At 43.6% G+C, this 23,923-nt stretch carries 21 protein-coding genes; 2 read left to right on the forward strand and 19 right to left on the reverse strand.

Going from position 1 to position 23,923, the window contains the following annotated elements:
• Positions 1–20 precede the first annotated feature (20 nt).
• The 5 genes from ACPW7J_RS07980 to ACPW7J_RS08000 form a co-directional block, all read right to left on the reverse strand.
• Positions 21–917, reverse strand: a complete 897-nt coding sequence (locus ACPW7J_RS07980; RefSeq protein ID WP_425754904.1) for a DMT family transporter — start codon at positions 915–917, stop codon at positions 21–23.
• Positions 914–3,343: a homocysteine S-methyltransferase family protein gene (locus ACPW7J_RS07985; RefSeq protein WP_425754905.1), complete on the reverse strand. Its 2,430-nt coding sequence runs from the start codon at positions 3,341–3,343 to the stop codon at positions 914–916. Before ACPW7J_RS07985 ends, ACPW7J_RS07980 begins: the two co-directional genes overlap by 4 nt.
• A gap of 43 nt (positions 3,344–3,386) precedes the next feature.
• Entirely contained in the window at positions 3,387–4,250 is an 864-nt protein-coding gene (gene metF, locus ACPW7J_RS07990) for a methylenetetrahydrofolate reductase [NAD(P)H] (protein ID WP_425754906.1), read from the reverse strand.
• A gap of 63 nt (positions 4,251–4,313) precedes the next feature.
• Positions 4,314–4,820: a DNA-deoxyinosine glycosylase gene (locus ACPW7J_RS07995; protein ID WP_161875271.1), complete on the reverse strand. Its 507-nt coding sequence runs from the start codon at positions 4,818–4,820 to the stop codon at positions 4,314–4,316.
• Positions 4,821–4,837: 17 nt separating this feature from the next.
• Positions 4,838–5,728 (reverse strand): glycoside hydrolase family 25 protein, encoded by an 891-nt coding sequence (locus ACPW7J_RS08000; RefSeq protein ID WP_425754907.1) that lies wholly within the window; start codon positions 5,726–5,728, stop codon positions 4,838–4,840.
• A gap of 95 nt (positions 5,729–5,823) precedes the next feature.
• Here ACPW7J_RS08000 and ACPW7J_RS08005 point away from each other — a divergent pair, with 95 nt between their 5' ends.
• The gene (locus ACPW7J_RS08005; protein ID WP_425754908.1) at positions 5,824–6,954 is read left to right on the forward strand and encodes a M20 metallopeptidase family protein; all 1,131 of its coding nucleotides are present in this window, start codon (positions 5,824–5,826) and stop codon (positions 6,952–6,954) included.
• Positions 6,955–6,969: 15 nt separating this feature from the next.
• Here the strand turns inward: ACPW7J_RS08005 and ACPW7J_RS08010 are convergent, their stop codons facing one another.
• On the reverse strand, positions 6,970–7,551 hold the full coding sequence (locus ACPW7J_RS08010) for a class I SAM-dependent methyltransferase (protein ID WP_425754909.1): 582 nt from the start codon (positions 7,549–7,551) through the stop codon (positions 6,970–6,972).
• Between the two features lie 56 nt (positions 7,552–7,607).
• Positions 7,608–8,810 carry an MBL fold metallo-hydrolase gene (locus tag ACPW7J_RS08015; protein WP_425754910.1) on the reverse strand — a complete coding sequence of 401 codons (1,203 nt, stop codon included), beginning with the start codon at positions 8,808–8,810 and terminating at the stop codon, positions 7,608–7,610.
• A gap of 174 nt (positions 8,811–8,984) precedes the next feature.
• On the opposite strand from ACPW7J_RS08015, the gene htpG reads away from it, so the two are divergent.
• Complete coding sequence (gene htpG / locus ACPW7J_RS08020; RefSeq protein ID WP_425754911.1) at positions 8,985–10,916, forward strand: molecular chaperone HtpG; 1,932 nt, start codon at positions 8,985–8,987, stop codon at positions 10,914–10,916.
• 101 nt (positions 10,917–11,017) lie between these two features.
• On the opposite strand, the gene ACPW7J_RS08025 is transcribed toward htpG, so the two are convergent.
• The 12 genes from ACPW7J_RS08025 to ruvA form a co-directional block, all read right to left on the reverse strand.
• Complete coding sequence (locus tag ACPW7J_RS08025) at positions 11,018–11,440, reverse strand: DUF4854 domain-containing protein (RefSeq protein ID WP_161875277.1); 423 nt, start codon at positions 11,438–11,440, stop codon at positions 11,018–11,020.
• A gap of 128 nt (positions 11,441–11,568) precedes the next feature.
• The gene (locus tag ACPW7J_RS08030) at positions 11,569–12,447 is read right to left on the reverse strand and encodes an MBL fold metallo-hydrolase (protein ID WP_425754912.1); all 879 of its coding nucleotides are present in this window, start codon (positions 12,445–12,447) and stop codon (positions 11,569–11,571) included.
• 1,375 nt (positions 12,448–13,822) lie between these two features.
• Entirely contained in the window at positions 13,823–14,740 is a 918-nt protein-coding gene (locus ACPW7J_RS08035; RefSeq protein WP_425754913.1) for a hypothetical protein, read from the reverse strand.
• A 2-nt stretch (positions 14,741–14,742) separates the two neighbouring features.
• Positions 14,743–14,919 carry a hypothetical protein gene (locus tag ACPW7J_RS08040; RefSeq protein WP_161875280.1) on the reverse strand — a complete coding sequence of 59 codons (177 nt, stop codon included), beginning with the start codon at positions 14,917–14,919 and terminating at the stop codon, positions 14,743–14,745.
• Between the two features lie 116 nt (positions 14,920–15,035).
• Entirely contained in the window at positions 15,036–15,359 is a 324-nt protein-coding gene (locus tag ACPW7J_RS08045) for a hypothetical protein (protein WP_161875281.1), read from the reverse strand.
• Between the two features lie 309 nt (positions 15,360–15,668).
• A complete protein-coding gene (rlmD, locus tag ACPW7J_RS08050) occupies positions 15,669–16,862 on the reverse strand; it encodes a 23S rRNA (uracil(1939)-C(5))-methyltransferase RlmD (RefSeq protein ID WP_425754914.1) in 1,194 nt (397 codons plus the stop codon).
• Entirely contained in the window at positions 16,840–17,961 is a 1,122-nt protein-coding gene (gene tgt / locus ACPW7J_RS08055) for a tRNA guanosine(34) transglycosylase Tgt (RefSeq protein ID WP_425754915.1), read from the reverse strand. Before tgt ends, rlmD begins: the two co-directional genes overlap by 23 nt.
• A gap of 174 nt (positions 17,962–18,135) precedes the next feature.
• Positions 18,136–19,740: an amidohydrolase gene (locus ACPW7J_RS08060; RefSeq protein ID WP_425754916.1), complete on the reverse strand. Its 1,605-nt coding sequence runs from the start codon at positions 19,738–19,740 to the stop codon at positions 18,136–18,138.
• Between the two features lie 39 nt (positions 19,741–19,779).
• The gene (locus tag ACPW7J_RS08065; protein WP_202623964.1) at positions 19,780–21,141 is read right to left on the reverse strand and encodes a sodium/glutamate symporter; all 1,362 of its coding nucleotides are present in this window, start codon (positions 21,139–21,141) and stop codon (positions 19,780–19,782) included.
• Positions 21,142–21,170: 29 nt separating this feature from the next.
• Entirely contained in the window at positions 21,171–22,214 is a 1,044-nt protein-coding gene (queA, locus tag ACPW7J_RS08070) for a tRNA preQ1(34) S-adenosylmethionine ribosyltransferase-isomerase QueA (protein ID WP_425754917.1), read from the reverse strand.
• A gap of 15 nt (positions 22,215–22,229) precedes the next feature.
• Positions 22,230–23,300 carry a Holliday junction branch migration DNA helicase RuvB gene (ruvB, locus tag ACPW7J_RS08075; RefSeq protein WP_425754918.1) on the reverse strand — a complete coding sequence of 357 codons (1,071 nt, stop codon included), beginning with the start codon at positions 23,298–23,300 and terminating at the stop codon, positions 22,230–22,232.
• Between the two features lie 10 nt (positions 23,301–23,310).
• On the reverse strand, positions 23,311–23,907 hold the full coding sequence (ruvA, locus tag ACPW7J_RS08080; RefSeq protein ID WP_425754919.1) for a Holliday junction branch migration protein RuvA: 597 nt from the start codon (positions 23,905–23,907) through the stop codon (positions 23,311–23,313).
• Between the last annotated feature and the right edge of the window lie 16 nt (positions 23,908–23,923).

Genomic DNA, 23,923 nt, shown 5'->3' on the forward strand with positions numbered 1-23,923 from the left:
AGTGGTTTTCTCCCGTTTTTTTAATACGCTTTTGTCTTCTTCTCTTTGCTTCTATCGCGAATAATTGGAATCGCTACAGCTATCAAAATCAAAATACAGCTGGCCAGCTTCGGCAGCGGTAGCTTCTCACCTAAAAACAAAACGCCGAATATGACACCGGAAACCGGCTCCAGCATACTGAAAATAGCAGCGTCGCCAGCGCCAATCAATCGAACGCCGACAATCAGCAGCACATAGGCAAACGCGGAATTGGCGATAGCCAGAACAAAGGTCAGCAGCATAGGCTTCAACGACAAATCATATATAATATCTCCGCCCGGTAAATCCACTACCGCGGTAACCGCCGCGTTGACAATACACATATAAAACATAGATTTCATGGAATCCATCCGCCCGATAGCGCTGTGTTCGATTCCCTGCATATACGCGGCATAAGTTACTGCAGAAATCAGAGCTAGCACAATACCCGTAACAGCAAAGGAGTTACTGCTTCCTGAGGCCAGTACAACTCCAAGCGTAGCCAAAATCAAGGCAATAATTTTATACTTATCCGGCCTTTGATGGAATAGAATCCAGCCTAAAAGCACTGTAAACATCGGATAAAGAAAATGCAGGGTTGTAGCCAGCCCGACACCAATATACTGATATGATTCGTATACTAAAAAGGTTGTACTGACGCTGAACAGACCACTAACGACAAACAGAACGGCAAAGTCCCGTAAACTGATCCAGAGATCCACTTTCCGGATCAAGAGCATGATAAGCAAAACAGGAACAGCCATGGCGTTTCTATAAAATGTCAGCGTCATGGCATTGCTGCCCAGATCAAAGGACAGACTGGCTAATACCGGCGTAATCCCAAAAACCAAAGCAGAAGCTACCGCACAGAATACGCCTTTTCTAGTTCTGCTGTTCATAATACTTCTTTTGCTGCATCAGCAGACTCTTTCGCGTCTTTTACATAGTAATCCGCGCCGATCTCCTTGGCGTAATCCTCTGTCAAAACGGCGCCGCCAACCATAATTCTACAATCAGGCGCCGCGGCCTTCACCGCCTGAATCGTCTCTGCCATACTGCCCAGGGTCGTTGTCATCAAAGCCGATAGTCCTACCAATTTGACATGATCACGAATTACGGCATCAACTACAGCCTGAGGCTCCACATCCTTACCCAGATCAATGACATGATATCCATAATTATCGAGAATTACTTTTACGATATTCTTTCCGATATCGTGAATATCGCCCTTTACCGTAGCGATCACAATGGTTCCCCGACTCTCCTGCTGTCCTCCGGAGGATTGTATCTTTTCCTTGATTACATCGAAAGCGCTTTGTGCAGTAGAAGCGCAAAGCATCAGCTGCGGGATGAAAATAGCGCCCTTTTCGAAATCCTGTCCGGCCTGATCTAATATCGGAATCAAGGTTCGGTTGATCACATCCATAGGCTCGCGATTTTCAAGCTCGGCCGAAATCAGCGATTTACACTTCCCGCTTAACCCATTCATGATGGCGTAAGCGATTTCACCGCTTTCTGCTGTTTCAAAAGCCGCTTCCTGATGCCCGGATGCCTCTGGCTTTCCGGCAGACACACTTTGACTGACGCCATTTGCCGCAGGAACAGCCGCAGACAGCTCCTGACTGTATTTCGAAATGTAGTCCCTTGCTCCTTTGTCCATGTTCATGATCAGACGATATGTATCTACGGCGCGAACCATATCAGGCGCTCCAGGATTCATAATAGGTAAATCCAGTCCGCTGGTCAAAGCCATCTGAAGAAAGTTATGATTGATCAACGACCTGTTCGGCAGGCCAAAGGAAATATTGGACACGCCAAGCACCGTCTTCAACCCCATGGATTCTTTTACATATCGAATTGCCTTCAGCGTATTCGCCGCGTTTTCCTGCTCAGCCGAAACCGTAAGGGTCAGACAATCGATATATATATCCCGCCGTGGTATTCCCAAAGCCAGCGCGCGTTCTAAAATTCTTTCGGCAATCTCTACTCGCTTTTCTACAGTCTTCGGAATGCCGTCCTCATCTAATGTCAAGCCGACCACGGCAGCTCCGTATTTTTTCACGATGGGTAAAATTGCAGATAGAGACTTTTCTTCACCATTGACCGAATTAACGATAGCTTTACCGCTGTAGACCCGCAGCGCTGCTTCAATAACCTCAGGATCATTGGAATCAATCTGCAGCGGCGCGTCAGTAATGCCCTGCAATGCCTTGACAATGTTTACAATAACTTTTTTCTCGTCAATCCCAGGCACGCCGGCATTTACATCCAGTATTTCCGCCCCATCTCTTACCTGATCGGCAGCCTGGCTCAGAACATAATCCATATCCCCGTTTTTTAACGCCTCTTTTAACTTTTTCTTTCCTGTCGGATTGATTCTCTCTCCTATAATCCGCGGCTGATCAATAATAACGGTACGCTCTGGTGTACATACGGCAGCCGAAATTTCAGGATTTTGCGGCACATACGCCTGCTTATCAAAGATATGCCGCAGGGCTTCGATAAACGCTGGCGTCGTTCCGCAGCAACCGCCCACAATCTTAACGCCCAAAGGAATCAGCTCCGCTGTAACCGAGGCAAAATCTTTTGCGTCCACATGGTATATTCCAGTGGCTGGATCCGGCAGTCCGGCATTCGCCTTAGACACCATAGGCAAAGTCGTCCACTGCGCCAGTTCTTCCATCAAAGGTCGAAATTCCGCAGGTCCCAGAGAACAATTCATACCTACCGCATCCGCTCCCAAGCCTTCGCATACCATAGCCATCGCCTTTACCTCCGTACCTGTAAAGGTTCTTCGGTTTGCCTCAAAGCTCATCGTGCAGATTACCGGCAGATCTGTATTTTCCTTAGCGGCAAGCAGAGCCGCTTTCATTTCATAAAGATCTGTCATCGTCTCTATAGAAATCAGATCCGCTCCCTTACCTGCGAGAATCTGCCGTTTAAACATTTCATACGCTTCCTCAAAGGTCAAATTTCCGTTAGGCTCTAAAAGACGGCCCAGCGGTCCGATATCCAGAGAAATTTTCGCGTTCGTTCCCTCTGACGCTTTCTTCGCGTTGGCAACTGCCGCACCGATCAACTCCTCAACCGTGTAGCCGCATCCTTCAATTTTGTATTCACTGACGCCAAAAGAACAGGTATTGATAATATCACTGCCTGCCTGTATATAGGCCTTATGGATCTTCTGCACAATCTCAGGATGGGTTATATTCAGAACTTCAGGTACTTTTCCTATATCAGGCACTGCCTGCTGGAGCATCGTTCCGAAGCCTCCGTCCAAAAAGATAAATTCCCTGTCCTGAAATAAATTCAATAGTTTATTCATAGATTTTCATATCCTTTTCTGATGTACTTTTCCTGTTACCGCTTTAGAACAAACTCTGAACGCTTTCACAGATCCTCTTTGCAATATACGGATTATTCATAGTATACAGATGCACACCGTCTACGCCGCAGCTGAGCAGATCTACAATCTGATTTACTGCATAGGCAATGCCCGCGTCGCGCATAGCTTCAGGTTTATTTTCATATCGTGACATCATCTTGGTAAACTTAGCCGGTAAGCTGGCGCCGCACAGAGATACCATTCGCTCGATCTGTTTTTTATTGGTCACCGGCATAATGCCCGCTTCTATAGGTACATTGATTCCGGCAATTCTTGCTTTATCTACAAAATCGTAAAACAACGCATTATCAAAAAACAGCTGAGAGATCAAATGCTGTGCGCCTGCGTCAACCTTTTTCTTCAGGTTCAAAATGTCTTCCACCTGACTTCTGCTGTCGGTATGCCCCTCGGGATAACACGCGCCGGAGATTCCAAAGCTGTAATCCTTCTCTTTGATAAAAGAAATCAGCTCACTGGCATGCAGAAATTCTTTCTTTGGCGGCATGTCCGGAACCAGATCGCCGCGCAGAGCCAGAATATTCTCCACGCCGTTATCCGCAAGACGGCGCAGTACTTCAGTAACCTCCGCCTTCGTAGAGTTCACACATGTCAAATGAGCCGCAGACTCTATGCCATACTTGTGTTTGATAGCAGAGGCAATCTCACATGTGGAGTTATCTGCAAGGCTGCCGCTGGCCCCATATGTAACACTGATAAAATCAGGCCGCAAATCCTGCAGCGCGTCTAATGTATCGTAAATGGTCTTGATTGGCTTGTCCCGCTTTGGTGGAAATACCTCAAAAGAAAACACGGTCTTTTCGCCATTGAATAATTCTGCTAATTTCAACTGTCTTACCTACCTTTACTTATTTAAACTAATTTAATATTCTATACCAACCTAATGGGTTTTTCAATCCCTGTTTCCGCTTTCCAGGATGATTTTCCAACTTTCTATCAGATCCTCCAAACGAAATCTGGCGTTTGCAGGACTGGTAGACGGCAGCTGCAACGCGTCAATGCCTGTCCTCGGCAGAGTATAACGGTCATACAGCTTCTTTGCCAAAGCGCCGTTGGCATAGACCTTTTTGATACCGGTTTCTTCTAAAAGCCACGCCACATCAGCCGGTACAACATTCTTGATAGAACTATCCGCCGCGCCGACGATGTCACAACTCTCCGCTACATCCCATATGGCTACGCCGTTCCGAAGAAGCATCGCTTTTCGCTCCTCTACAGTTTCAGGAAAAGCTTCATCAAAAAGACGCGCTAGCACCTTCCAAAAGCGGTTCTGCGGATGCCCATAGTAGAATCCCATTTCTCTGGATTTTCCCGACGGCAGAGTTCCCAGAATCAGAATCCTGCTTTTCTCATTATATACAGGCGCGAAGTCGTGATTGATGTGTTCATATTCTCCCATAGCTTCCTCCTATTTATTTATTTATTTATCATCATGATATTCAAGTCCACTCGCCCTTTGATACCGTCTACCTTCCCTCTGTCAGAGTATTGCCATATCCTGAAAGCATACGGATAGTCGGTTTTTTTCGTATAATGGGCGAGCCATGTTTCATAATTTGTCAAAAAAGTCAAATCCAAACGAGTATCCAGCCAATGAGGATTACCATAGATCACAGGTGTAAATCCATTTCGTTCAATCACTTTGCAAAAAGCGTCCGCGATCTCTGTTCTTTCTTTCACCGAAAGGCCGCTGATTCGATCTGTTTCTCCATTAACCGGCTCCATATCAAAGGCAACCGGATAACTTACCCCTTTGCCGCGTATATGCCGAACTACATAACGAGCTTCAGCAATAGCTTCCTCAGCAGTCGTTGCCTGTGAAAAGAAATAAACGCCTATATCTAACCCCGCCTTTCGCGCTCCTTTCACATTCTCTCTAAACCGGCTGTCTTTCTGTATGTCGCCGCTTTCTGAACCGCGGTATCCCAGCCGGATCATCGCAAATTCAATACCGTCGTCCTTCACCCTTTCCCAATCGATTTTCTTCTGATAATAGGATACATCGATGCCTGTAACCGAGGTATATTTCTCGTCTTCGTAATAAAGTCTGCCGCCCTCTTTATAAAAAGCATCCATATCATATGAATTTCCGGGAAGGTTATGGCGCAGCCCTAATCCGTCATAGCTTCCCATTATAATGTAAATCACGGTAAAAACACATACCACCATAAAAAGCGCGGCAGATAGAATGATAATCTTCCCGCGCAAAGAAAGAGGAATTTTGCTATTCTTTCTTTTCTTAGAACGCCCGGCCTTTTTACCGGTGCGTTTCCTGTTCCATTTCTTTATATCTATGTTTATTTTCATAAGAAATATTCTAACACATTTCGACAAAATCGAAAAGAGTATTTGACGAAGCTTCACTTCTACTATATATTATTATATAAGAGAGGTAAAATAAAATGTTAGATTTCAATCAATTGTCCCACGACCTTATTCAATACCGCAGGGATCTTCATCAGATTCCCGAACTTGGATTTTATGTGTATAAAACAAGCGCCTATGTACGGCAGGTCCTTTCCCAACTATCGTGCCGCGTTGAAACGATCCTTCAGACCGGCGTTGTCGCTTTCTTCGATTTCGGCGGCAGCGAAACCCTGGCTTTCCGCGCGGATATGGACGCCCTGCCAATTCAGGAAGAAACCGGTCTTCCTTATGCGTCCACCCATGAGGGCTGTATGCACGCCTGCGGACACGACGGTCACATGGCGGGTCTCCTTGGCTTTGCCAGAGTTTTAGATCAATACATGCAGGAAGGCCTTAAACCCCGGTATAACGCGCTCCTTCTGTTCCAACCGGCGGAGGAAACCATCGACGGCGCACTGCGGATCTGCGGTACGCATATCTTTGATCAATACAATATCAAGGCGATCTTCGGATTACATCTGTGGCCTATGCTGCAGCGCGGAGAAATCGCTTCAAGGCCAGGCCCTATGATGGCAAAGTCCACCTCTGTAGCTGTACAGATCGAGGGTGTCAGCGCCCACTGCGGCGAACCGGAAAAGGGAAAGGACGCTCTGGAGGCCGCTTGCCGCTTCGTCAGCGATATCTATACTTATAAAACAATTTACGTGCCTGACCGATGCGTTCTGAAATTCGGAAAAATGGAAAGCGGCACAGTACGCAACGCCATCTCCCCTTATAGCCGTTTGGACGGTACCATGCGTACCTTTAACGACACGACCTGGGATAATCTGGTCAATGCCATGCAGCATTTAGGTCAGGAACTAGAGCATGCTTACGGTATTAAATTTTCGCTGGATGTGAGCAAAAGCCATCCTGCCGTCATAAACAACGAGGATCTGTACAGACAGGTCAAACCGCTGCTCATGAACCTCAACTACGTAGAGCTGCGCCGTCCTGTTATGATCGCTGAGGATTTCTCCTTTTTTGAACAGCAGATGCCGGGGATTTTCTTCTTCCTGGGTACAGGCAGCGGCATTCCGCTCCATAGCGATAATTACGACTTTGATGACAGCGTCATCATCGAAGGCGTCAAGCTCTTTGACACCCTGTTCAAAGCCGAGCTATGAGGCTGTTGAGAAATACTATTTCTTCTTTGTAATAAACAGTACCTCAGGAGGTGCTGTTTTTTGATTGAGCAAACTGGTATATGCTACGTGATATTGTGACGCCGGTAGCTTCTCGGCCATTTGAAGAAGCGCGGCCTTCTCCTTCGCGCCTTCCTCATGTCCGCTATAAAGAACCACTGTTACTACTCCTCCGACCTTAATCAAATCCAAAGCCGCGTCTACAGCCTGTAAGGTATCCTCCTTTTTTGTGGTGAAGGACTTATTACCACCTGGCAAATATCCCAGATTAAAAATTACAGCCGCCGGTTTTTTCCCGGGAAATAAAGCATTAGCCAGTTCTCTCAGATGTACAAAGTTTTCCTGACACACAGTAACATTATTAATTTGGTGTATTTCCAGAAGCTTCTTTGTCATCTCTACTGCTGCCGGCTGTAAATCTATTGCAAGGACGTGTCCTTCCGCACCCGCTGCCAATGCCAGAGATAGCGTATCGCGTCCGTTGCCGCAGGTCGCATCCAATGCCAGATCTCCCTCATCGATATACCCTGCGGTAATGTACATTGCCAAAGCCGTAGTTTTTGTCAAAATGTTTTCCATAACAACCTCCTATGGATTTTATTTTACATCAAAAGACATGATTTGCATAGGTGATTTCAGAGCTCCCAAGTATCACCGTCCGATAGCCTTAAAATTCGTGAGTTTAACTGACTACCTAAATTCAGCCTTTCAGGATATTCCGTGTGAATAGGAATCACCGCCCCAGGAAAAATAGCCTCAGCGGCTCGCCTCAGGCCTTCTATGGAGCTATGTCCTGACGTATGAAGTTTAATAACGTAACGCAGTCCTTTGGTTAATTTCTGTACAGCGGTCATATGTTCTTTCAAATAACCCTCCGACATAGAGTAAATGAACAAAGTCTTTTCTGGCTCAGACTTCACATAAGGCTCTATGATCTGCCGGAAATCCCCGCCTGTTCTCACTGCCATACAGAATGGCTCCGTTCCGCTATCCAACCACACTCTGGCTCTGTCAAAACCATACATATCATACCCTTCCGGCTGATTTTGCCGAACTATTTCCAATAAAGACATCTGATATGGATCACAGTAAAAGTTTCTGCCGGCGCTTGCCAGGTGAAAAGCCGCCAATCGATCAAAGTCCAGGACTCCACATTGAACAAAAACATAAGGAAAACGCTGCATCAGAAGTCCCGCCGCATCAGACAGATGATACTCGCTGACGGTTATCGGATGATGAAAGGAAAGATTTGTGCCTTCTATAAGCAAGACATCCACCGTCCCGTGAAGCTTCTGCAGAGCCGGAAGAACCCTGTCTCCCTGGATCCCGTGCAGCCGAAAATCTCCCGTATGTAAAATTCTTTTCCCTTCCCCTTCTATCAACAGCATACAGCTGCCAAAGGCTGAATGATCCGTGGGAATGGGCGTTATCTTTAAATCACCGATGTCAAAAGACTGTTTTTCCTCATAATCGCGTATCTTGGCAATGCGTCGAGCCATTTCGGAATCCGGCGATTTATGACGCTGCGCAGCCAGAAAAAGAGCTCTTGCGGCTTTTCCCATATACATCGGGATATTTTCTGCGGCACAATCGAGCAAATCCGTATGATCCTTATGATAATGGGTAAAAATTACTGCATCGTAGGGTTCTTCAATCCTCAATCCTCCCATAGCGGAAAGACCGGCAAATCCCGTACCTGTCGCAATAACAGGTCCGCTACCGCTTCCCGGTCCTGTCAGCGGGCTTCCCATATCGATCAGAATTCTGGTTTTGCCGGACGCAATAGCCACAATACAGCCTCCGATCTGATGCGTGCCACGATATATTTTAATTTCCATTGCGATACCTCCGTTACATACATTTTAAGGCTACCCGGCAGAAAATATGCTAAAAGTACGGCAAACCCTATTGACTTTTTGTCTGGCACGCAGTAAATTATATTATATGGCTTTAGCACTCGTCATGTATGAGTGCTAACAGAGCGCAAAGACAAATATTTCGGAGGCGAGATTATGGCAAAAAAACAATTTAAAGCAGAATCCAAAAAGCTGCTGGATCTGATGATCAACTCTATTTACACACATAAGGAAATCTTCCTGCGGGAACTGATCAGTAATGCTAGCGACGCGCTGGATAAGCTCTACTATCAGAGCCTGCAGTCCGGAGATACCGGTATCAAACGGTCGGATTTCCACATCGATATTACAGCTGATAAAGACGCGCGTACCTTGACAATCAGCGATAATGGCATCGGTATGACTGCCGCCGAGCTGGAAGCAAACCTCGGCACCATCGCTAAGAGCGGCAGCCTGGCCTTTAAACAGGATCATGCAGAAGAAGAACCCGCTAAAGGCGCAAAACCTATCGATATCATCGGTCAGTTCGGCGTAGGGTTTTATTCCGCTTTCATGGTAGCCGACCAAGTCACCGTCACATCCAAAGCCTATGGCAGCGATGAAGCCAACTGCTGGATGTCAAAGGGCGCTGACGGATATACCGTAGAAGCATCAGAAAAAAATGCTTCCGGCACTGAAATCATTTTGCACATCAAAGAAGATACAGACGGCGAAGACTACAGCCGCTTTCTGGAGGAATACACAATTCGCAGTTTGATCAAAAAATACTCAGACTATATTCGTTACCCGATCCAGATGATGGTTGAGAAGCGCCGTCCAAAGGAAGGCTCCGAACCAGAAGAAGGTCAAATGCCGGAAATGGAAAGCTTCATGGAGCTGGAAACGCTCAATACCATGGAGCCAATCTGGAAACGTCAGAAAAGCAAAGTAAAGCCAGAGGATTACAACGACTATTATAAGAGTAAGTTTGGAGATTATCAGGATCCTGTCCGCGTGGTACGTACTTCCGTGGAAGGCGTATCCAGCTATACCGCTCTCCTTTTTATTCCTGGACATACGCCATTTGACTATTATACCAAGGATTACGAAAAAGGTCTGCAGCTTTATTCCAGCGGCGTTATGATCATGGAAAAATGCAAAGAGCTCCTGCCGGACTACTTCAACTTTGTGAAGGGTCTGGTAGATTCTCAGGATCTGTCTTTGAATATCTCCCGTGAAACCCTGCAGCATGACAGACAGCTGAAAAATATCGCCAAAAATCTTGAAAAGAAGATAAAAAAGGAATTGGCTGATTTCATGAAAAACGACCGTGAAGGCTATGAAAAATTCTTTGAAAACTTCGGCAGGCAATTAAAATACGGAATCTACGACGACTTCGGCATGCATAAGGACGTTCTGTCAGATTTAGTTCTTTTCTACTCCTCTATGGAAAAGAAGATGATCTCTCTGGATGAATATCTGGCAAAGATGGGCGAAGATCAACAGTATATCTACTACGCTTCCGGAGAATCCGTCGATAAAATCGATATGCTGCCACAGACTGAATTCCTCAAGGACAAAGGCTATGAAATACTCTATCTGACCGATGAAATCGATGAATTCGTCCTGCAGATGATGCACGATTATAAAGAAAAAGAGTTTAAATCAGTCTCTGCTGAAGATATCTCAGGTGAAGAAACAGACGAACAAAAAGAAGCGATGAAGAAGGCTGAGGAAGACAACAAGGCTCTGCTGGATTACATCAAAGAGTCTCTGGCCGGCAAAGTCACTGAAGTCAAGCTCTCCCCTCGTCTGAAAGGTTCCGCTGTTTGCCTGACGACAAAAGGAAATATTTCATTGGAGATGGAAAAGGTACTGAACGCTATGCCGACAGATCAGATGGTCAAAGCTGACAGAATCCTGGAAATCAATCCTGACCATGCTGTCATGACTACCCTGCGCGATACTTTCGCTATGGGTGATGAAGGCAAGGATATGGTAAAAACTTATGCTAACCTGCTCTACAGCCAGGCGGTCCTAATCTCCGGCCTAACCGTAGACGATCCAGTCGCACTGGGAGAAGATATCTGTAAAGTTATAACAAAATAATTACAAATGCGCAGGCGTTATACATCGATAACGCCTGCTTTTATATCCATAAAAAAACGGCATGACCAGAAAACCGGCATGCCGTTTTTTACGTTTAATGATTATTCAGCCTCAGGGAATACCTTGCTCCAAATTTCAGATCCGTCCTTGTTCAGATAGGCTACTTTTACAGTAATACCCTTAATCTTTGTCTGTTCTTCACAAGATGTCGCGATACTTTCGAAAGTGGATGCAAAAGAACTCATAGAGTTATCAAACTGCTCCTTTGAAGCTTCTACGATTTCGTCGTCCAGCTGCTCTGGATAAGTATAAGTATAGATGATCTGATTTTCTTTGATCTCAATTGTCATACCATCCTGAGATTCTGCATACTGGTCAAGCTGTCCCTTTAATTTATCATCCTGTGCAACATATTCCTCCAAAGTGGAAGGGTCACTGCTGCAGCTAGTCATAAACATGGAGACAGACAGTACCATAGCCAGCATTAACACTAGAGCCAAAATCTTCGATTCTTTCTTGTTCATATGTTTTCTCCTTTTTTCAGATTGCCATATCACAATGACTTTTATATTATACAACAAATCATGTCAAAATTCAATGATTATTGTGTAGATGGCAAAAACCTCCGATCTGAAGAAATCCCAACATGATCCTAATTACGCTTCCAAAGCAGGATATTATGTTCAAAGATAGCGGAAAGCTCACCCTTGTCCTTCAGCCAAGATAAATAAGAGCGGACGGTACTTCCTACAAGCACGTACTGTTCAAAATTCATTGTCAGATTGTAATCTGTAAATAGCCTTTGCAAAATACCCTCAAAGGAAATTGGCTCACTGCATATTGATAATATCTTCTCTGAGATCTCATATACCTTTGCAATGTTAAGATCCGCAAGTCCGGTAACATCCTCTGCTGCAGGCGCATGAGCGGGGACAAACATCTTAGCCTTTAAAGCTTTTACCTTTTCAAGGGTGTTGAGATATTCCGCCACATCATAGATAAATCCAATCTGATATTTATCAAGGGTTTCTCTGCTTGACAAACAGTCGGCAAGAAATACCGTATCATCAGGAGTACGAAAGCCCACCATGTCGAAGAAATGACCTTTCAGCGGAATTATCTCAATTTCCTGCGGAAAATCTTTATCTGAAAAATCAGCGGCCACGCTTGGTTTCGCCAGCAAAAATTTGTGCCTTAAATCCTTGCACGGATAACCGCCATACAAAAAAGACGGTTCTAAAATCGGATACTCTGTAAAGCATTTTTCAATACCACCGGAAAAAATCCTACAGCCTGTCTGCTGCTGTAAATATCCATTTCCGCCGATATGATCCGCATTAGAATGCGTATTGAGAATTCCCAGGAGTGTCCATCCCTTTTCATCTAATATTTTTCGAACCTTCCGTCCCGCATCCTTATCACTGCCGCTGTCAATCAAATATACGCCCCTATCGCCTGCAAGATATACTCCGATCTTAGCAGGACACTCAATATAATAGCTTTTTTCTCCAACCTGATATAATTCGTACATATAAAAACTCCTCTAAATTGATTTATGATGTATCATGTTTCACTCTTATCATACCACAAAATCCACCTGGGAGAAGCCTTTCTTTCTCGAAAAACTTATCTCCGGTGGATTTTATCTTCACAATGTGAAATTTACTTTTTGTTTTCTAATTTCTTTCACTCTCATCTTCATCGTTACTATTTTTATTTTGCTTTTTATAAGAACTGTCATTTACTATGTTATATATCTTTATAACATAAATTAGACTTATAACAGGCAACGCATATTAAATTACGATTCCAACAAGTGTAAATACATCAAACATCATTTCTCTCATCTTCATATACTATTTTTAGATGAAAAGAAGCTGTTCACATCACACAACCTTTTTTCAATCATCATCTTCTTTCTCAAGTGTTTTCAAAGTTTTCTTCAAATTATTATGATATTCATCGAATTAAAGTATATTAAGTTGTATTTATTTATAATATGTTGTTTATATATATTATTTTCTATTTTTATATATTATTTGATATGCAAATATATAAAAATTTCTCCAATTATACTCCAAATAATCAAATTTGGCATATTCCATTCAGTTCGAATCATTTTTAAAACTCCCATTGAAAACTTTGAACTACATCAACGCTGTTAGTATTTTTCTTTGCAAGCTTTACTACACTTTTACAGTAATAATATTTTGTGGTCAAATTACCACCAAGCTAAGGCAAATGCCCTATCTTACAGGTCACTTTAATTCGATAATGAATACTATCTTCAACTTTTGTTGCTGTTAATTTATGTCCCGAAACTGCTTCTATTACATCATTATCACAATCACTTCTGCACAAGAATAAAGAAAACCCGAATATGCCGCACAGGACGGTCGTCAAGGCTAAAAGCTCGATAAAACACGCCTGCCTGACAAAACATATCCTTTACTATAATCCGGGAAATACCAGGCATTTCAATATCCAAAAGTAAAAAATCCCATACTGTGCTGCAAGTGCCAGTGTGCAATCCCTTTCATCTTCACAAATTAAAACCTTTATATCCTGTTTCAAATGAATCCGTTTTGTTTATTCTTGATTATATTTTGGTATACAAAATATAGAAATACAATCATTTTTATATCATACATATAGATCACATCTCCCGTGCCTTGTTTCATTCCGACAATTTTTCAAGCATAGAAAATTCCTATAAACTCACCTAAAACAAAACACTTTTAGATATGTTTTCTTTGTATTTCCACTACACACTCTGTATGATTCAAGAGGATAGAATGAATGTCTTTCGCCCTGCAATTCGTCCAGCTTAATCCATCGCCATTTTTCCCTCTCGGTCGTAACAGAAAACATATCTATGATATTTTTTCAAGCCCTGTTCCCCTCTTTTATACATGATTAAACTCAGGAAACATCAAACCAAATAGAGCAAGACCTTCTTCATCTTTATAAATAATTCCATTTCCAACCTCTCCTCCTTTAATTACATACTCAAGTTCAAATATTTCATTCTCACATAAAGTACCGACAATTCCTCCTACCAAATCAAGATTCTGATTCAAATTATTTGAAGAAAAGCAAATGTTATCTGCACCATTATCCTTAATAGACGGATAGCGCCAACCAACGCTTTCCGGTGCAACGAAATATTCCTTTGCAATATGCTCTGTAATCCTATAAAGTTGTTCCTGGCCTTGTGGGACTTTTCTTGTAAATTCATCAATTAGGAAATTTTTTAATATTTCATGGTTACATATCGCTTTTGGGTTTGTAATATTGTGATGTTCATAATTTGTAGGGGAACCTATCCAAGGCACCTTCACATCTTTTTTCGTTTCATATATAAATATTACAAACAATTCATTTGTTGATATATGCGCTTCATATATTGCGGTGTGTGGATTAAACGTTGTATAGAGAAGCGATTCATGTGGTTTATTTAATCTTCCATACTTCCTGACATATTCAACGGGTGGATTCCAAAAATCAGAAATGTCTTTCAGATTTTCATTTGGAATAGTTTGATTATCTAATAACCGCACTCTATAAAACCTCGTTCCTTTTTGAAAAACAGAATATGAATTTATAATATTGCATATATTATTATGTACGAGTATCTTCTCTATTTCACACTTTAATTTGTTATCTTCTAAAGACAGCAAATCTAAGAATTGAAACCTTTTTATTCTCTGTATTAATTCATTTGGTTCAATATTGCTTAAGAACAATTCCGAAAAACGATTAATCAAAGGAATATCATTATTCTTAAGAGCTTTTATATACTGGTTAAATAATTTGTCATTCATATCTATTTTCTCATCAGTTCATCAATGTGTTCTTTTCTATAAAAATCTATTAATTCCTGTAATCCTTTGTCCACATTTATCATTTTCTGAATATCTCTAATATCAGTTGAATACTCTGAATTACCAATAAGGATTGACATTACTTTTCCACCACGAGGTTTTTCAACTTCCTCATACAATGTCTTTCCTTTATGCTTCACAAAATTATATAGATTTCTAATTGAACTATTAGAAATCATCTTCCAGAATCCAACAATTGTATCTACTGCCTCCGAGAACTCAGTTCTCATTACCTTTAGATAATTAAATGGATTTCCTTCAGCGCGAGGTGTAGATACACTATTTTCAGTTTTTTTAACAACTCATAAGCTTCTTCTATCGGATGCATCCCACAAACATCTTTTGCATTTGTCACATTCCCTTCACTGTCAAAGCAATATAATACATACTCGGCAGAAATATAAGTCCATGCCCATGTCAGGTCAGCCAAAATGTTACAACTCAATAATGCAGTTTCATATAACTCGGCTTTGAATTTATATTCTACTGCTTTCTGTACTTTTTCATCTTCTATTCTGTTAAACCAATAGCTCCCATTATCCTCTAGTGCGTCTCTCATAAATAATCTTGCATTAGTGTATCGTTCAAAAATCTCATGCCAATTTGCTACTAGCTAAACATCCCGATTAGTTATTAAATAAATTACATCAAGTTTAAATATATACCATGTTGGCGTGTCGTAGTTTTTAAAAAATATCACTAGTAAAAGTATTTTCCATCTAAATCCCGACTTCTTCCTTAACATCTAATCCACTGCCTAAATCTTATGACCGTTTTATAGTAGATATGTTCTCATATAAAATAACCAAGCTTCTCCGAAAGGTTAACCATATCCGAAAAATCTCGAAAAGGCGCTTTGCCTTGGCATTTATTTATCTTTGCTTGACATCAATACTACCGTCTCCACATGCTTCGTCCACGGAAAGTTATCAAATGCTTTAGCGTACTTGACCTCATAGCCCAAATATTCAAACTGCTGCAGGTTGACAGCCAGGGTCTTGGGATTGCAGGAAATATACACGATCTGCGGTACGCCATAGGCTGCGATTTTTTCTACCGCGTCCAGGCTCATCCCTACTCTCGGCGGATCTACTACGATGACCTCCGGCCTTTCTTCCACAGTCTGTAAAACCTGAAACACATCTCCCGCGATAAAATGGCAGTTCTCCAGTCCGTTGAGGCTGGCGTTAACCTTTGCTGCCTCCACTGCTTCTTCCACGATTTCAACACCAATCACCTTTTTAGCCTTCAAAGCCAGAATCTGGCTGATCGTACCTGTTCCGCAGTATAAGTCAAAGGCCGTCTTTCCCTCGAAATCATCAATCAGCGCGATCGCCTCACTATAAAGTCTCTCTACCGCTTCCACATTCGTCTGGAAGAAAGAAAACGCGCTGACCTTAAACTTCAGTCCCAGAATTTCCTCCATATAATAATCGCGTCCGTATAGAATTTTCAGTTCTTCGCAGGTCACCTTGTCCGCAATATTGTCGTTAAGCGTCCGCAGAATCCCTACAATCTTATTACTCAACTGTAAATCCTGCAGTCCCTCCACATAAGCAGCTTCATCAAAACCATCCTCTCTGGTCGTTACAATATTGACCAGCAGTTCCTTTGTTCTAATTCCCCGTCTAATGATCAGATGACGTAAAAGTCCCTTGTGACTTTTTTTATGATAATGATGATATCCACGTTCCATAGCGAAATCCAGAGTAAAACGAAGAATCCTATTAAAATCCTCATCCACCAACTGGCATGCATCTACTGTAACGATAGACATAAAATTCTTTTTCTTATGCATCCCCAGACACATCGGGCCGTCCTTGACCATATCACCGAAGGTATATTCCATCTTATTTCTGTATCGGTACTGCTGCGGACATCCTTCGATCGGATCAAAGCGTTCCGGCCGAATACGCTTTTCTTCAAAGAGCGCTCTGACCTCCCCCTCTTTGATCGCCAACTGCTCCGCATAGGCTACGCCCTGATAAATGCAGCCTCCGCAAAACTCGTCGTGCATACACATCGGCAAGCTCGCTTCATTAAAATCTCCCATATTTTTCATAAAACTCCTTCTTGTACTCTAAAAATCTGTCTTCTTCAATGGCTGTCCGAATCTTTTCCATCATCTTCAACAGAAAATAAATGTTGTGATTAGAGAGCAGCATGGCAGAAAGCATTTCATCCGCCTTGAACAAATGCCGCAGATATGCCTTTGAATAGTTGCGGCAGGTATAGCAATCGCATTCCGCATCCAACGGCGTAAAATCCCGTTCATACCGGGCATTTTTGATGTTGACGCGTCCATGGCTGGTCATACAGAGACCGTGACGGGCGATTCTCGTCGGCAGCACGCAGTCAAACATATCTACGCCTCGCTCTACGCCTTCAAACAAATAGTCCGGCGTGCCCACACCCATTAGATAACGCGCTTTATCCTCCGGAAGTTCATCTACACAATCATCCAATATATCAAGCATCAGTTCCTTCGGCTCGCCCACAGACAAACCGCCGATCGCATAACCAGGCAAGTCAAGCTCTACAATCTCCCGCGCGCTCTGCCGCCTCAGATCCTTATACATGCCGCCCTGCATGATACCGAACAAAGATTGTCTCTCCGGCACTTTATGGGCGTCCTTACAGCGCTTCAGCCACCGGGTAGTTCTCTCCAGAGAATTCTTTACGTAAGTCCTGTCCGCCGGATACGGCGCGCACTCATCGAAGGCCATCATGATGTCAGAACCCAATGCGTTTTGAATCTCCACCGCCTTTTCCGGCGTCAGCATATGACGTGATCCGTCAATATGGCTCTGAAATTTCACACCTTCCTCTGTGATCTTTCTCAGCTTTCCCAAAGAAAACACCTGAAACCCGCCACTGTCTGTCAAAATTGCTCTGTTCCAGTTCATAAACCGGTGAAGTCCTCCGGCCTCTTTCACGATATCATGTCCCGGCCGCAGATACAGATGATATGTGTTAGACAGAATAATCTGCGCCCCCATATCAGCTACCTGCTCCGGCCGCATAGCCTTTACTGTAGCCTGTGTTCCCACAGGCATGAAAACCGGCGTCTGAATATCGCCATGGGGCGTATGCAGTACACCCCGGCGAGCGCGAGTTTTCTCGTCTTTTTTTATAAGATCATAAGTAACCGCATGTTTCATGTGTTTACCTTTCCTTTCTCTTCTAACTGATAGTCTTATACCATTATACACTATTTTCCGTAATTGCAAAGTTCTAATTTATGCATCCTCGCATCATTTTCAGACGCTCTGCTATCATAGCAAAGGCCGCACGAAGATCTATTCCATGCGGCCTGCTATACATTCTTACGTTTTCTATTTTTTATAAATGATTTTACCGTCTTTTATCGTTTCCAATACAGAGATATCCTTCAGTTCCATAGGATTCACTTCCAGAGGACTGCGATCCAAAATAACGAGGTCCGCCCGTTTTCCTTCCTTCAGGCTTCCCTTTGTATCTTCCTCCGCGTATTCATAAGCGGCATTGATTGTTACGGCCTTCAACGCGTCATAAACGTCGATTCTCTGTTCCTCACCAATTACGTTTCCTTCTCGGCTGATACGGTTGACCGCGCACCATACAGAGTGGAGCATTTTCGGTTTTGTTACAGGAGGATCCTGATGGAAATTGACGACAAGTCCTGTATCCAGAGCATCCTTCACCGGGCTAACTCTCCGTCCTCTTTCCTCTCCAAAATTTTTCATATGAATATCAGCCCAATAATATACGTGACCAACAAAGATCGACGCGATCATATTGAGCTCCTTCATACGATCCAGCTGATCATTGCGCACCGTCTGGCAATGAATCATCACCGGACGCAAATGATCTTTGTCAGGATTGTCGCTGTTCTCCAGCGCCTTTTTATAGACCTGGAGAAATTGTTCGCTGGCGGCGTCGCCGTTGCAGTGTGCCAACAACTGTTTGTTATCATTAACAGCCTGAAGCGCATAACCATATGCATCCTCATCAGTTAGCCACGGATATCCGCAATAATCCGGATCATCTCCCAAATATGGCTGACTCATCCATGCTGATCTTCCCTGCGGCGAGCCATCCAACAAAATCTTATATCCGCCGATCTTCAGATGCTTTTTGTAAATACCGTCTAAGGATTTATTCTTCTTCAGAATTTCTCGTCCTCCATCGCTCATCAGAGGATAAGCGACCACATCAATTTTCAGTGTTCCCAGGGAATTCGCCAGCTTCAGCAATTTCATCGACAAGCCGTTAGCTGCGCCGTCCTGCGCGGTTGTTACTCCGTTTTCAATATAGATTTGCTGCATTCCCCGCAATAGCTTACGAAGATCAGGCTTTATCTTCTTAGTAATGCTGCTCTGGACTTGCAGCATTGCTGCTTCTTCCAAATATCCATCAGGTTCAGGGGTATTGCCTACTCTGCCAATTTTACCACCCTGAGGATCCGGAGTATCGGCAATAATTCCAGCGATCTCCAAAAGACGGCTGTTAACGCATCCTAAGTGGCCTGATATATGCAATATCAGTATAGGTATCTCACTGCTAACCTGATCAAGCACTGCTTTGCCCGGATGACTTTGCTCCTTCAGGAAATTATGATCGTATCCGAAGCCGATAACCGCCCCCTTCTCTCCGATCTTGTTCTCGGAAATATATGCCTTCATTACTTGAATAATCTCATCAAAGGATGTGCATTCTGACAGATCGGCGCATAGGGACATTTGTCCGTTCATGGAAATATGTCCATGAGCGTCAATAAATCCCGGCATTAGACACCGTCCTGCAAGATTGACTTTTTTAACCCGGCTTCCTGCCGCGTCCATGACTTCCCTTAATGTACCAACCTTTCCAATTTTATCGCCGTCCACTAACACAGCCTCCGGCCTATCGTTAACACCCTCCATTGTAATGATCGGTCCGCCATAATAAATTGTCTGCATCTGTAAATTCACCTCCGTAAAGCTACATGATAAATATCATCATTGTTTCCAGTCATATGACTTCTTGTTCCAGCTTCTGGTTACCTTCAAAAGTCCCATATAAAGAACGGTGCATCCCAACAAAATCAGCATGGTCATCTTCATAGACAGATCTCCGGAAGCCGCGGCAATCAGCACCAATCCCACCGGTGTGGAAAGCATCATAACTAAGTTCATCAATCCCAGCTCCGCTGCCGTAGAGGTTTTGAACGCGGGATCTATTATACGCACCAGCGCGATACCACTGGGCACTGTACCCGTACAAGTTCCATACAGTCCCAACGTGCGCTCAAAGTCGTTGCTGCCGCCGAAACGTCTGCCGAAATAGAAGCATACAGCAAAAGTAATGATTGTGATAACGGCGCTCTCCGCCAAAATCGGTATAATCCAATTTCCCAGAACGTTGAAGCCTACGGCCATAAAAGCGCAAACTACCAGATAATCCGCCGTCCATCCTGTAATTTTACTCTGCAATACGTCCTCCTGCAGAAAGTCAATATGTAATTTTTTCATCAGATATTTAACAATATAAGCGGCAAACATGCCGTTCATAAACATCAATCCGCTCATAGACGTCCCGAAAAAACCAGGAATCAAAGCAAACAGCTTTGATATACCTATTGCAACGACGTAGCAGAATCCAATTAAAGCAAAATGGAACGACAAGGTTTCAATGTTGCTGTTGCAGGTTGTATCCTTAACCATATAAGAAGTCTGTTCTTCCTTACGCAGATAGCCCTTCAGAATACTATCGTCAAGCTTTCCGCAGTTTTTAGCAATACCGCGCATGATACCCAGCTTAGCGGCAGGTATACCTACTGCAAAAGCTACCACAAAGCCGATTGCCGCAAAGGTAACAGCTACCATAGCGGCGTTATCCCATCCATATTGTTCAAACATAAATCCGTAAGACGCCGCCTGTCCTGGTCCTTGGGTAAACGCATATGGAATCAACATTCCATAAATTACGTCCATATCAAATCCACCCTTTAACAATGCAATTACGCCGGCTCCGACCAGTGGTGTCAGCGCGTAGAGCAAGCACCATACCAAGCCCATACCCCATGCGCCTTTCAGCATGTTCTTTGCCGCGCCTTCCTTGTTATCCCCCGAACCGGTCAGACAAATGGAAATAAATGAAATAGTAAAGAGATGGTTTACAATCTCCGTATACATATCCGCATTCGTTCCAATGTTAAGACCTGTCGCAGCGACCACATTCATAAAGATGATCCCAATAATTCCAGCAATTACACTGGCAGGTACCAGCATATTTCTCAAAAATGGAATTTTTGCCCTCAGCAAAGTACCCAGGCAAAGAGCCACGCTAGCATAGCCGAAAGCTATCATAAAACTGTTCATTGCGCATTTCCTTTCTGTTTTTGTCATTTTTATTTAATCAGCATCGCGTCTCCATAACTGAAGAACCGGTACTGCTCATTTACTGCAATCTCATATGCTTCCAGTATCTTTTCCCTATCATAGAGCGCTGAAATCAGCATGAGCAAAGTGGACTTAGGGAGATGAAAGTTGGTAATCAAAGCATCGATAATCTTAAAAGTATAGCCTGGATAAATAAAAATGCCCGTACTGTCTCCTCCTGCTTTTACCTGATATTTTCCTGTCTCCTCATCAAAATACGCGGCGCTTTCTACCGTTCTGGTAGAAGTTGTTCCAACGGATACAACGCGTCCGCCTGACAAGATCGTATCATTGATCGTTCTTGCCGCCTCATCATCTATAAAATATTCCTCAAAATGCATATGATGATCTTCTACATTTTCACACTTCACAGGGCGAAACGTGCCGATCCCTACATGCAACGTCACATACGCCAGACTGACACCCTTTGCCTGCGCCGCGTTTAGCAAATCCTCCGTAAAATGAAGTCCCGCCGTCGGAGCTGCTACAGACCCTTCTTCACGGCAATAAACCGTCTGGTACATATCCCTGTCCTCAGACGTGCTTTCTCTTTCAATATACGGTGGTAAAGGCATATGACCCAATGCCTCAAGGCGCTCCATAAAAATCCCTTCATAGTGAAACTCCACAATTCTGGTGCCGTCAGAACCATAATCCAAAATCTCAGCCTCGAAATTCTCGCCGAAAGAAACTCGATCTCCCGGCTTTAACCGTTTTCCCGGCTTTACCATAGTCTCCCAGCGATCGCCTGAAAGTCTCTTGATCAAAAGAAATTCAATCTTAGCTCCGGTCTCTTTCTTCATGCCGAACAATCTGGCGGGCAACACTTTGGAATTATTCAAAACCAGGCAATCACCCCGATTCAAATATTCTAACACGTCATAAAAACGTTTATGGTCAACCGTTTCCTGACTGCGATCTAAGACCATCAGCCTACAGACGTCTCTTTTCTCTGAAGGCTTTTGCGCAATCAATTCCTTCGGCAATTCATAATCAAATGCGTCAATCTTCATTACATCTCTCCTGCGTTATAATAGACTTTGCTGCTCCTGACATGCCGCAGATTCCTTCTCTGTTTCCGTATCTTCTTCAGCGGCTTGCGGACATTCGATACCCATATGCTGATATCCCAACTGAGACACCATCCGCCCCTTCTGCGTTCGGTACAAGAGGCCTGACTGTATCAGATACGGTTCATAAGCATCCTCAATCGTTACCCGTTCCTCTCCGATGGAAGCAGCGATTGTATCGATGCCTACCGGACCGCCATTGAACCTGAAAATAATAGCGGATAAAATCTCTCTGTCCAAGCGTTCCAGACCCAGCTGATCCACTCCCAGAGCTTCCAGCGCCTTTTCTGTAATTTCCTTCGTGATAACTCCATTACCACGCACCTGTGAAAAGTCTCTGATTCGCTTCAAAAGACGGTTCGCAACGCGGGGCGTTCCTCGCGAGCACTTAGCCATTTCCATATAAGACGCTTCATCTGCTTCCACATCTAACAGACCAGCAGAACGCCTGATAATTTCCGCCAATTCCTCATTTGTATAAAGATCAAACTTATCAATAACGCCGAATCTGTCTCGCAAAGGTGCAGATAGACTTCCTGCTCTCGTCGTCGCTCCAATTAAAGTAAACTTAGCGATATCCAGCCTGATAGAACGGGCAGACGGTCCCTTTCCGATGATAATATCAAGCGCATAATCCTCCATAGCTGAATACAACACTTCCTCTACCGAACGATTCAACCGGTGAATCTCATCAATGAACAGCACGTCATTTTCGTTAAGATTCGTTAAAATGGCCGCCAGATCTCCCGCTCTCTCTATAGCGGGGCCGGACGTAATTTTAATATCCACACCCAGTTCATTTGCGATAATCCCAGCCAAAGTAGTCTTTCCTAAACCTGGCGGACCGTAAAACAGTACGTGGTCAAGAGGCTCTCCACGCATACGGGCAGCTTCGATAAAGACCTTTAAATTCTCTTTTACTGTTTTCTGTCCAATAAAATCATCCAAATGCTGAGGTCGCAGTGTAGTCTCCTGTCGTTCCTCACCAACGGATACCGCGCTGGACTGCGTAATTCTTTCTTCTTCCATATCCTATCCTTTAAAATAAATTTTTCAGCGCCTGCTTGATATAGGCCTCACAGGTCAATCCCTCCGCTTGAACCTTCCCAACTGCGGAGGCTGCTTCATTCTTAGTATATCCAAGAGCAATCAAAGCGGCCACGGCTTCGCTTCTCTCGTCGCTGACAGGTACGAACACTTCCTCCGTTCCCTGATCTGTTAGAGACACGAAACTGCCTACTTTATCCTTTAATTCTAATATAATACGTTCAGCTGTTTTTTTACCTACGCCGTTGGCTGTAGCGATCGCTTTTGCATCGCCGGTCGCAACGGCGCGTTTCAGTTCTAACGGCGGCAAAGCGCTCATAATAGCCATACCTGCCTTAGCCCCCACGCCGTTAACTGTAATCAACAATTCAAAAAGCTCCAGATTTTCCTTGTCAGCAAAGCCATATAAGCTAACATCATCCTCTTTTACGATCATAGATGTATATATCTTAACTTCGTCTCCCTCAACATGTTTATAGAGAACCGAGTTCGCAGGTATACTTACCGAAAACCCCATACCTGAAGCCGTTTCAACAATGACGCTGCCATCCGGCGACGGGTGAAAAATTCCTTTGATAAATCGAATCATATGCTACCTCTATATA

Origin of the sequence: Ihubacter sp. rT4E-8 (assembly GCF_049852125.1) — a bacterium.
Taxonomy (GTDB): domain Bacteria; phylum Bacillota; class Clostridia; order Peptostreptococcales; family Anaerovoracaceae; genus Senimuribacter.

Excerpts from the sequence above, each read along its gene's own strand:
- ACPW7J_RS07980 (WP_425754904.1), bottom strand. The coding sequence starts at position 917 with ATGAACAGCAGAACTAGAAAAGGCGTATTCTGTGCGGTAGCTTCTGCT.
- ACPW7J_RS07985 (WP_425754905.1), bottom strand. The coding sequence starts at position 3,343 with ATGAATAAACTATTGAATTTATTTCAGGACAGGGAATTTATCTTTTTG.
- ACPW7J_RS07995 (WP_161875271.1), bottom strand. The coding sequence starts at position 4,820 with ATGGGAGAATATGAACACATCAATCACGACTTCGCGCCTGTATATAAT.
- ACPW7J_RS08000 (WP_425754907.1), bottom strand. The coding sequence starts at position 5,728 with ATGAAAATAAACATAGATATAAAGAAATGGAACAGGAAACGCACCGGT.
- ACPW7J_RS08005 (WP_425754908.1), top strand. The coding sequence starts at position 5,824 with ATGTTAGATTTCAATCAATTGTCCCACGACCTTATTCAATACCGCAGG.
- ACPW7J_RS08010 (WP_425754909.1), bottom strand. The coding sequence starts at position 7,551 with ATGGAAAACATTTTGACAAAAACTACGGCTTTGGCAATGTACATTACC.
- ACPW7J_RS08015 (WP_425754910.1), bottom strand. The coding sequence starts at position 8,810 with ATGGAAATTAAAATATATCGTGGCACGCATCAGATCGGAGGCTGTATT.
- htpG (WP_425754911.1), top strand. The coding sequence starts at position 8,985 with ATGGCAAAAAAACAATTTAAAGCAGAATCCAAAAAGCTGCTGGATCTG.
- ACPW7J_RS08025 (WP_161875277.1), bottom strand. The coding sequence starts at position 11,440 with ATGAACAAGAAAGAATCGAAGATTTTGGCTCTAGTGTTAATGCTGGCT.
- ACPW7J_RS08030 (WP_425754912.1), bottom strand. The coding sequence starts at position 12,447 with ATGTACGAATTATATCAGGTTGGAGAAAAAAGCTATTATATTGAGTGT.
- ACPW7J_RS08035 (WP_425754913.1), bottom strand. The coding sequence starts at position 14,740 with ATGAATGACAAATTATTTAACCAGTATATAAAAGCTCTTAAGAATAAT.
- ACPW7J_RS08045 (WP_161875281.1), bottom strand. The coding sequence starts at position 15,359 with ATGAGAGACGCACTAGAGGATAATGGGAGCTATTGGTTTAACAGAATA.
- rlmD (WP_425754914.1), bottom strand. The coding sequence starts at position 16,862 with ATGAAAAATATGGGAGATTTTAATGAAGCGAGCTTGCCGATGTGTATG.
- tgt (WP_425754915.1), bottom strand. The coding sequence starts at position 17,961 with ATGAAACATGCGGTTACTTATGATCTTATAAAAAAAGACGAGAAAACT.
- ACPW7J_RS08060 (WP_425754916.1), bottom strand. The coding sequence starts at position 19,740 with ATGCAGACAATTTATTATGGCGGACCGATCATTACAATGGAGGGTGTT.
- ACPW7J_RS08065 (WP_202623964.1), bottom strand. The coding sequence starts at position 21,141 with ATGAACAGTTTTATGATAGCTTTCGGCTATGCTAGCGTGGCTCTTTGC.
- queA (WP_425754917.1), bottom strand. The coding sequence starts at position 22,214 with ATGAAGATTGACGCATTTGATTATGAATTGCCGAAGGAATTGATTGCG.
- ruvB (WP_425754918.1), bottom strand. The coding sequence starts at position 23,300 with ATGGAAGAAGAAAGAATTACGCAGTCCAGCGCGGTATCCGTTGGTGAG.
- ruvA (WP_425754919.1), bottom strand. The coding sequence starts at position 23,907 with ATGATTCGATTTATCAAAGGAATTTTTCACCCGTCGCCGGATGGCAGC.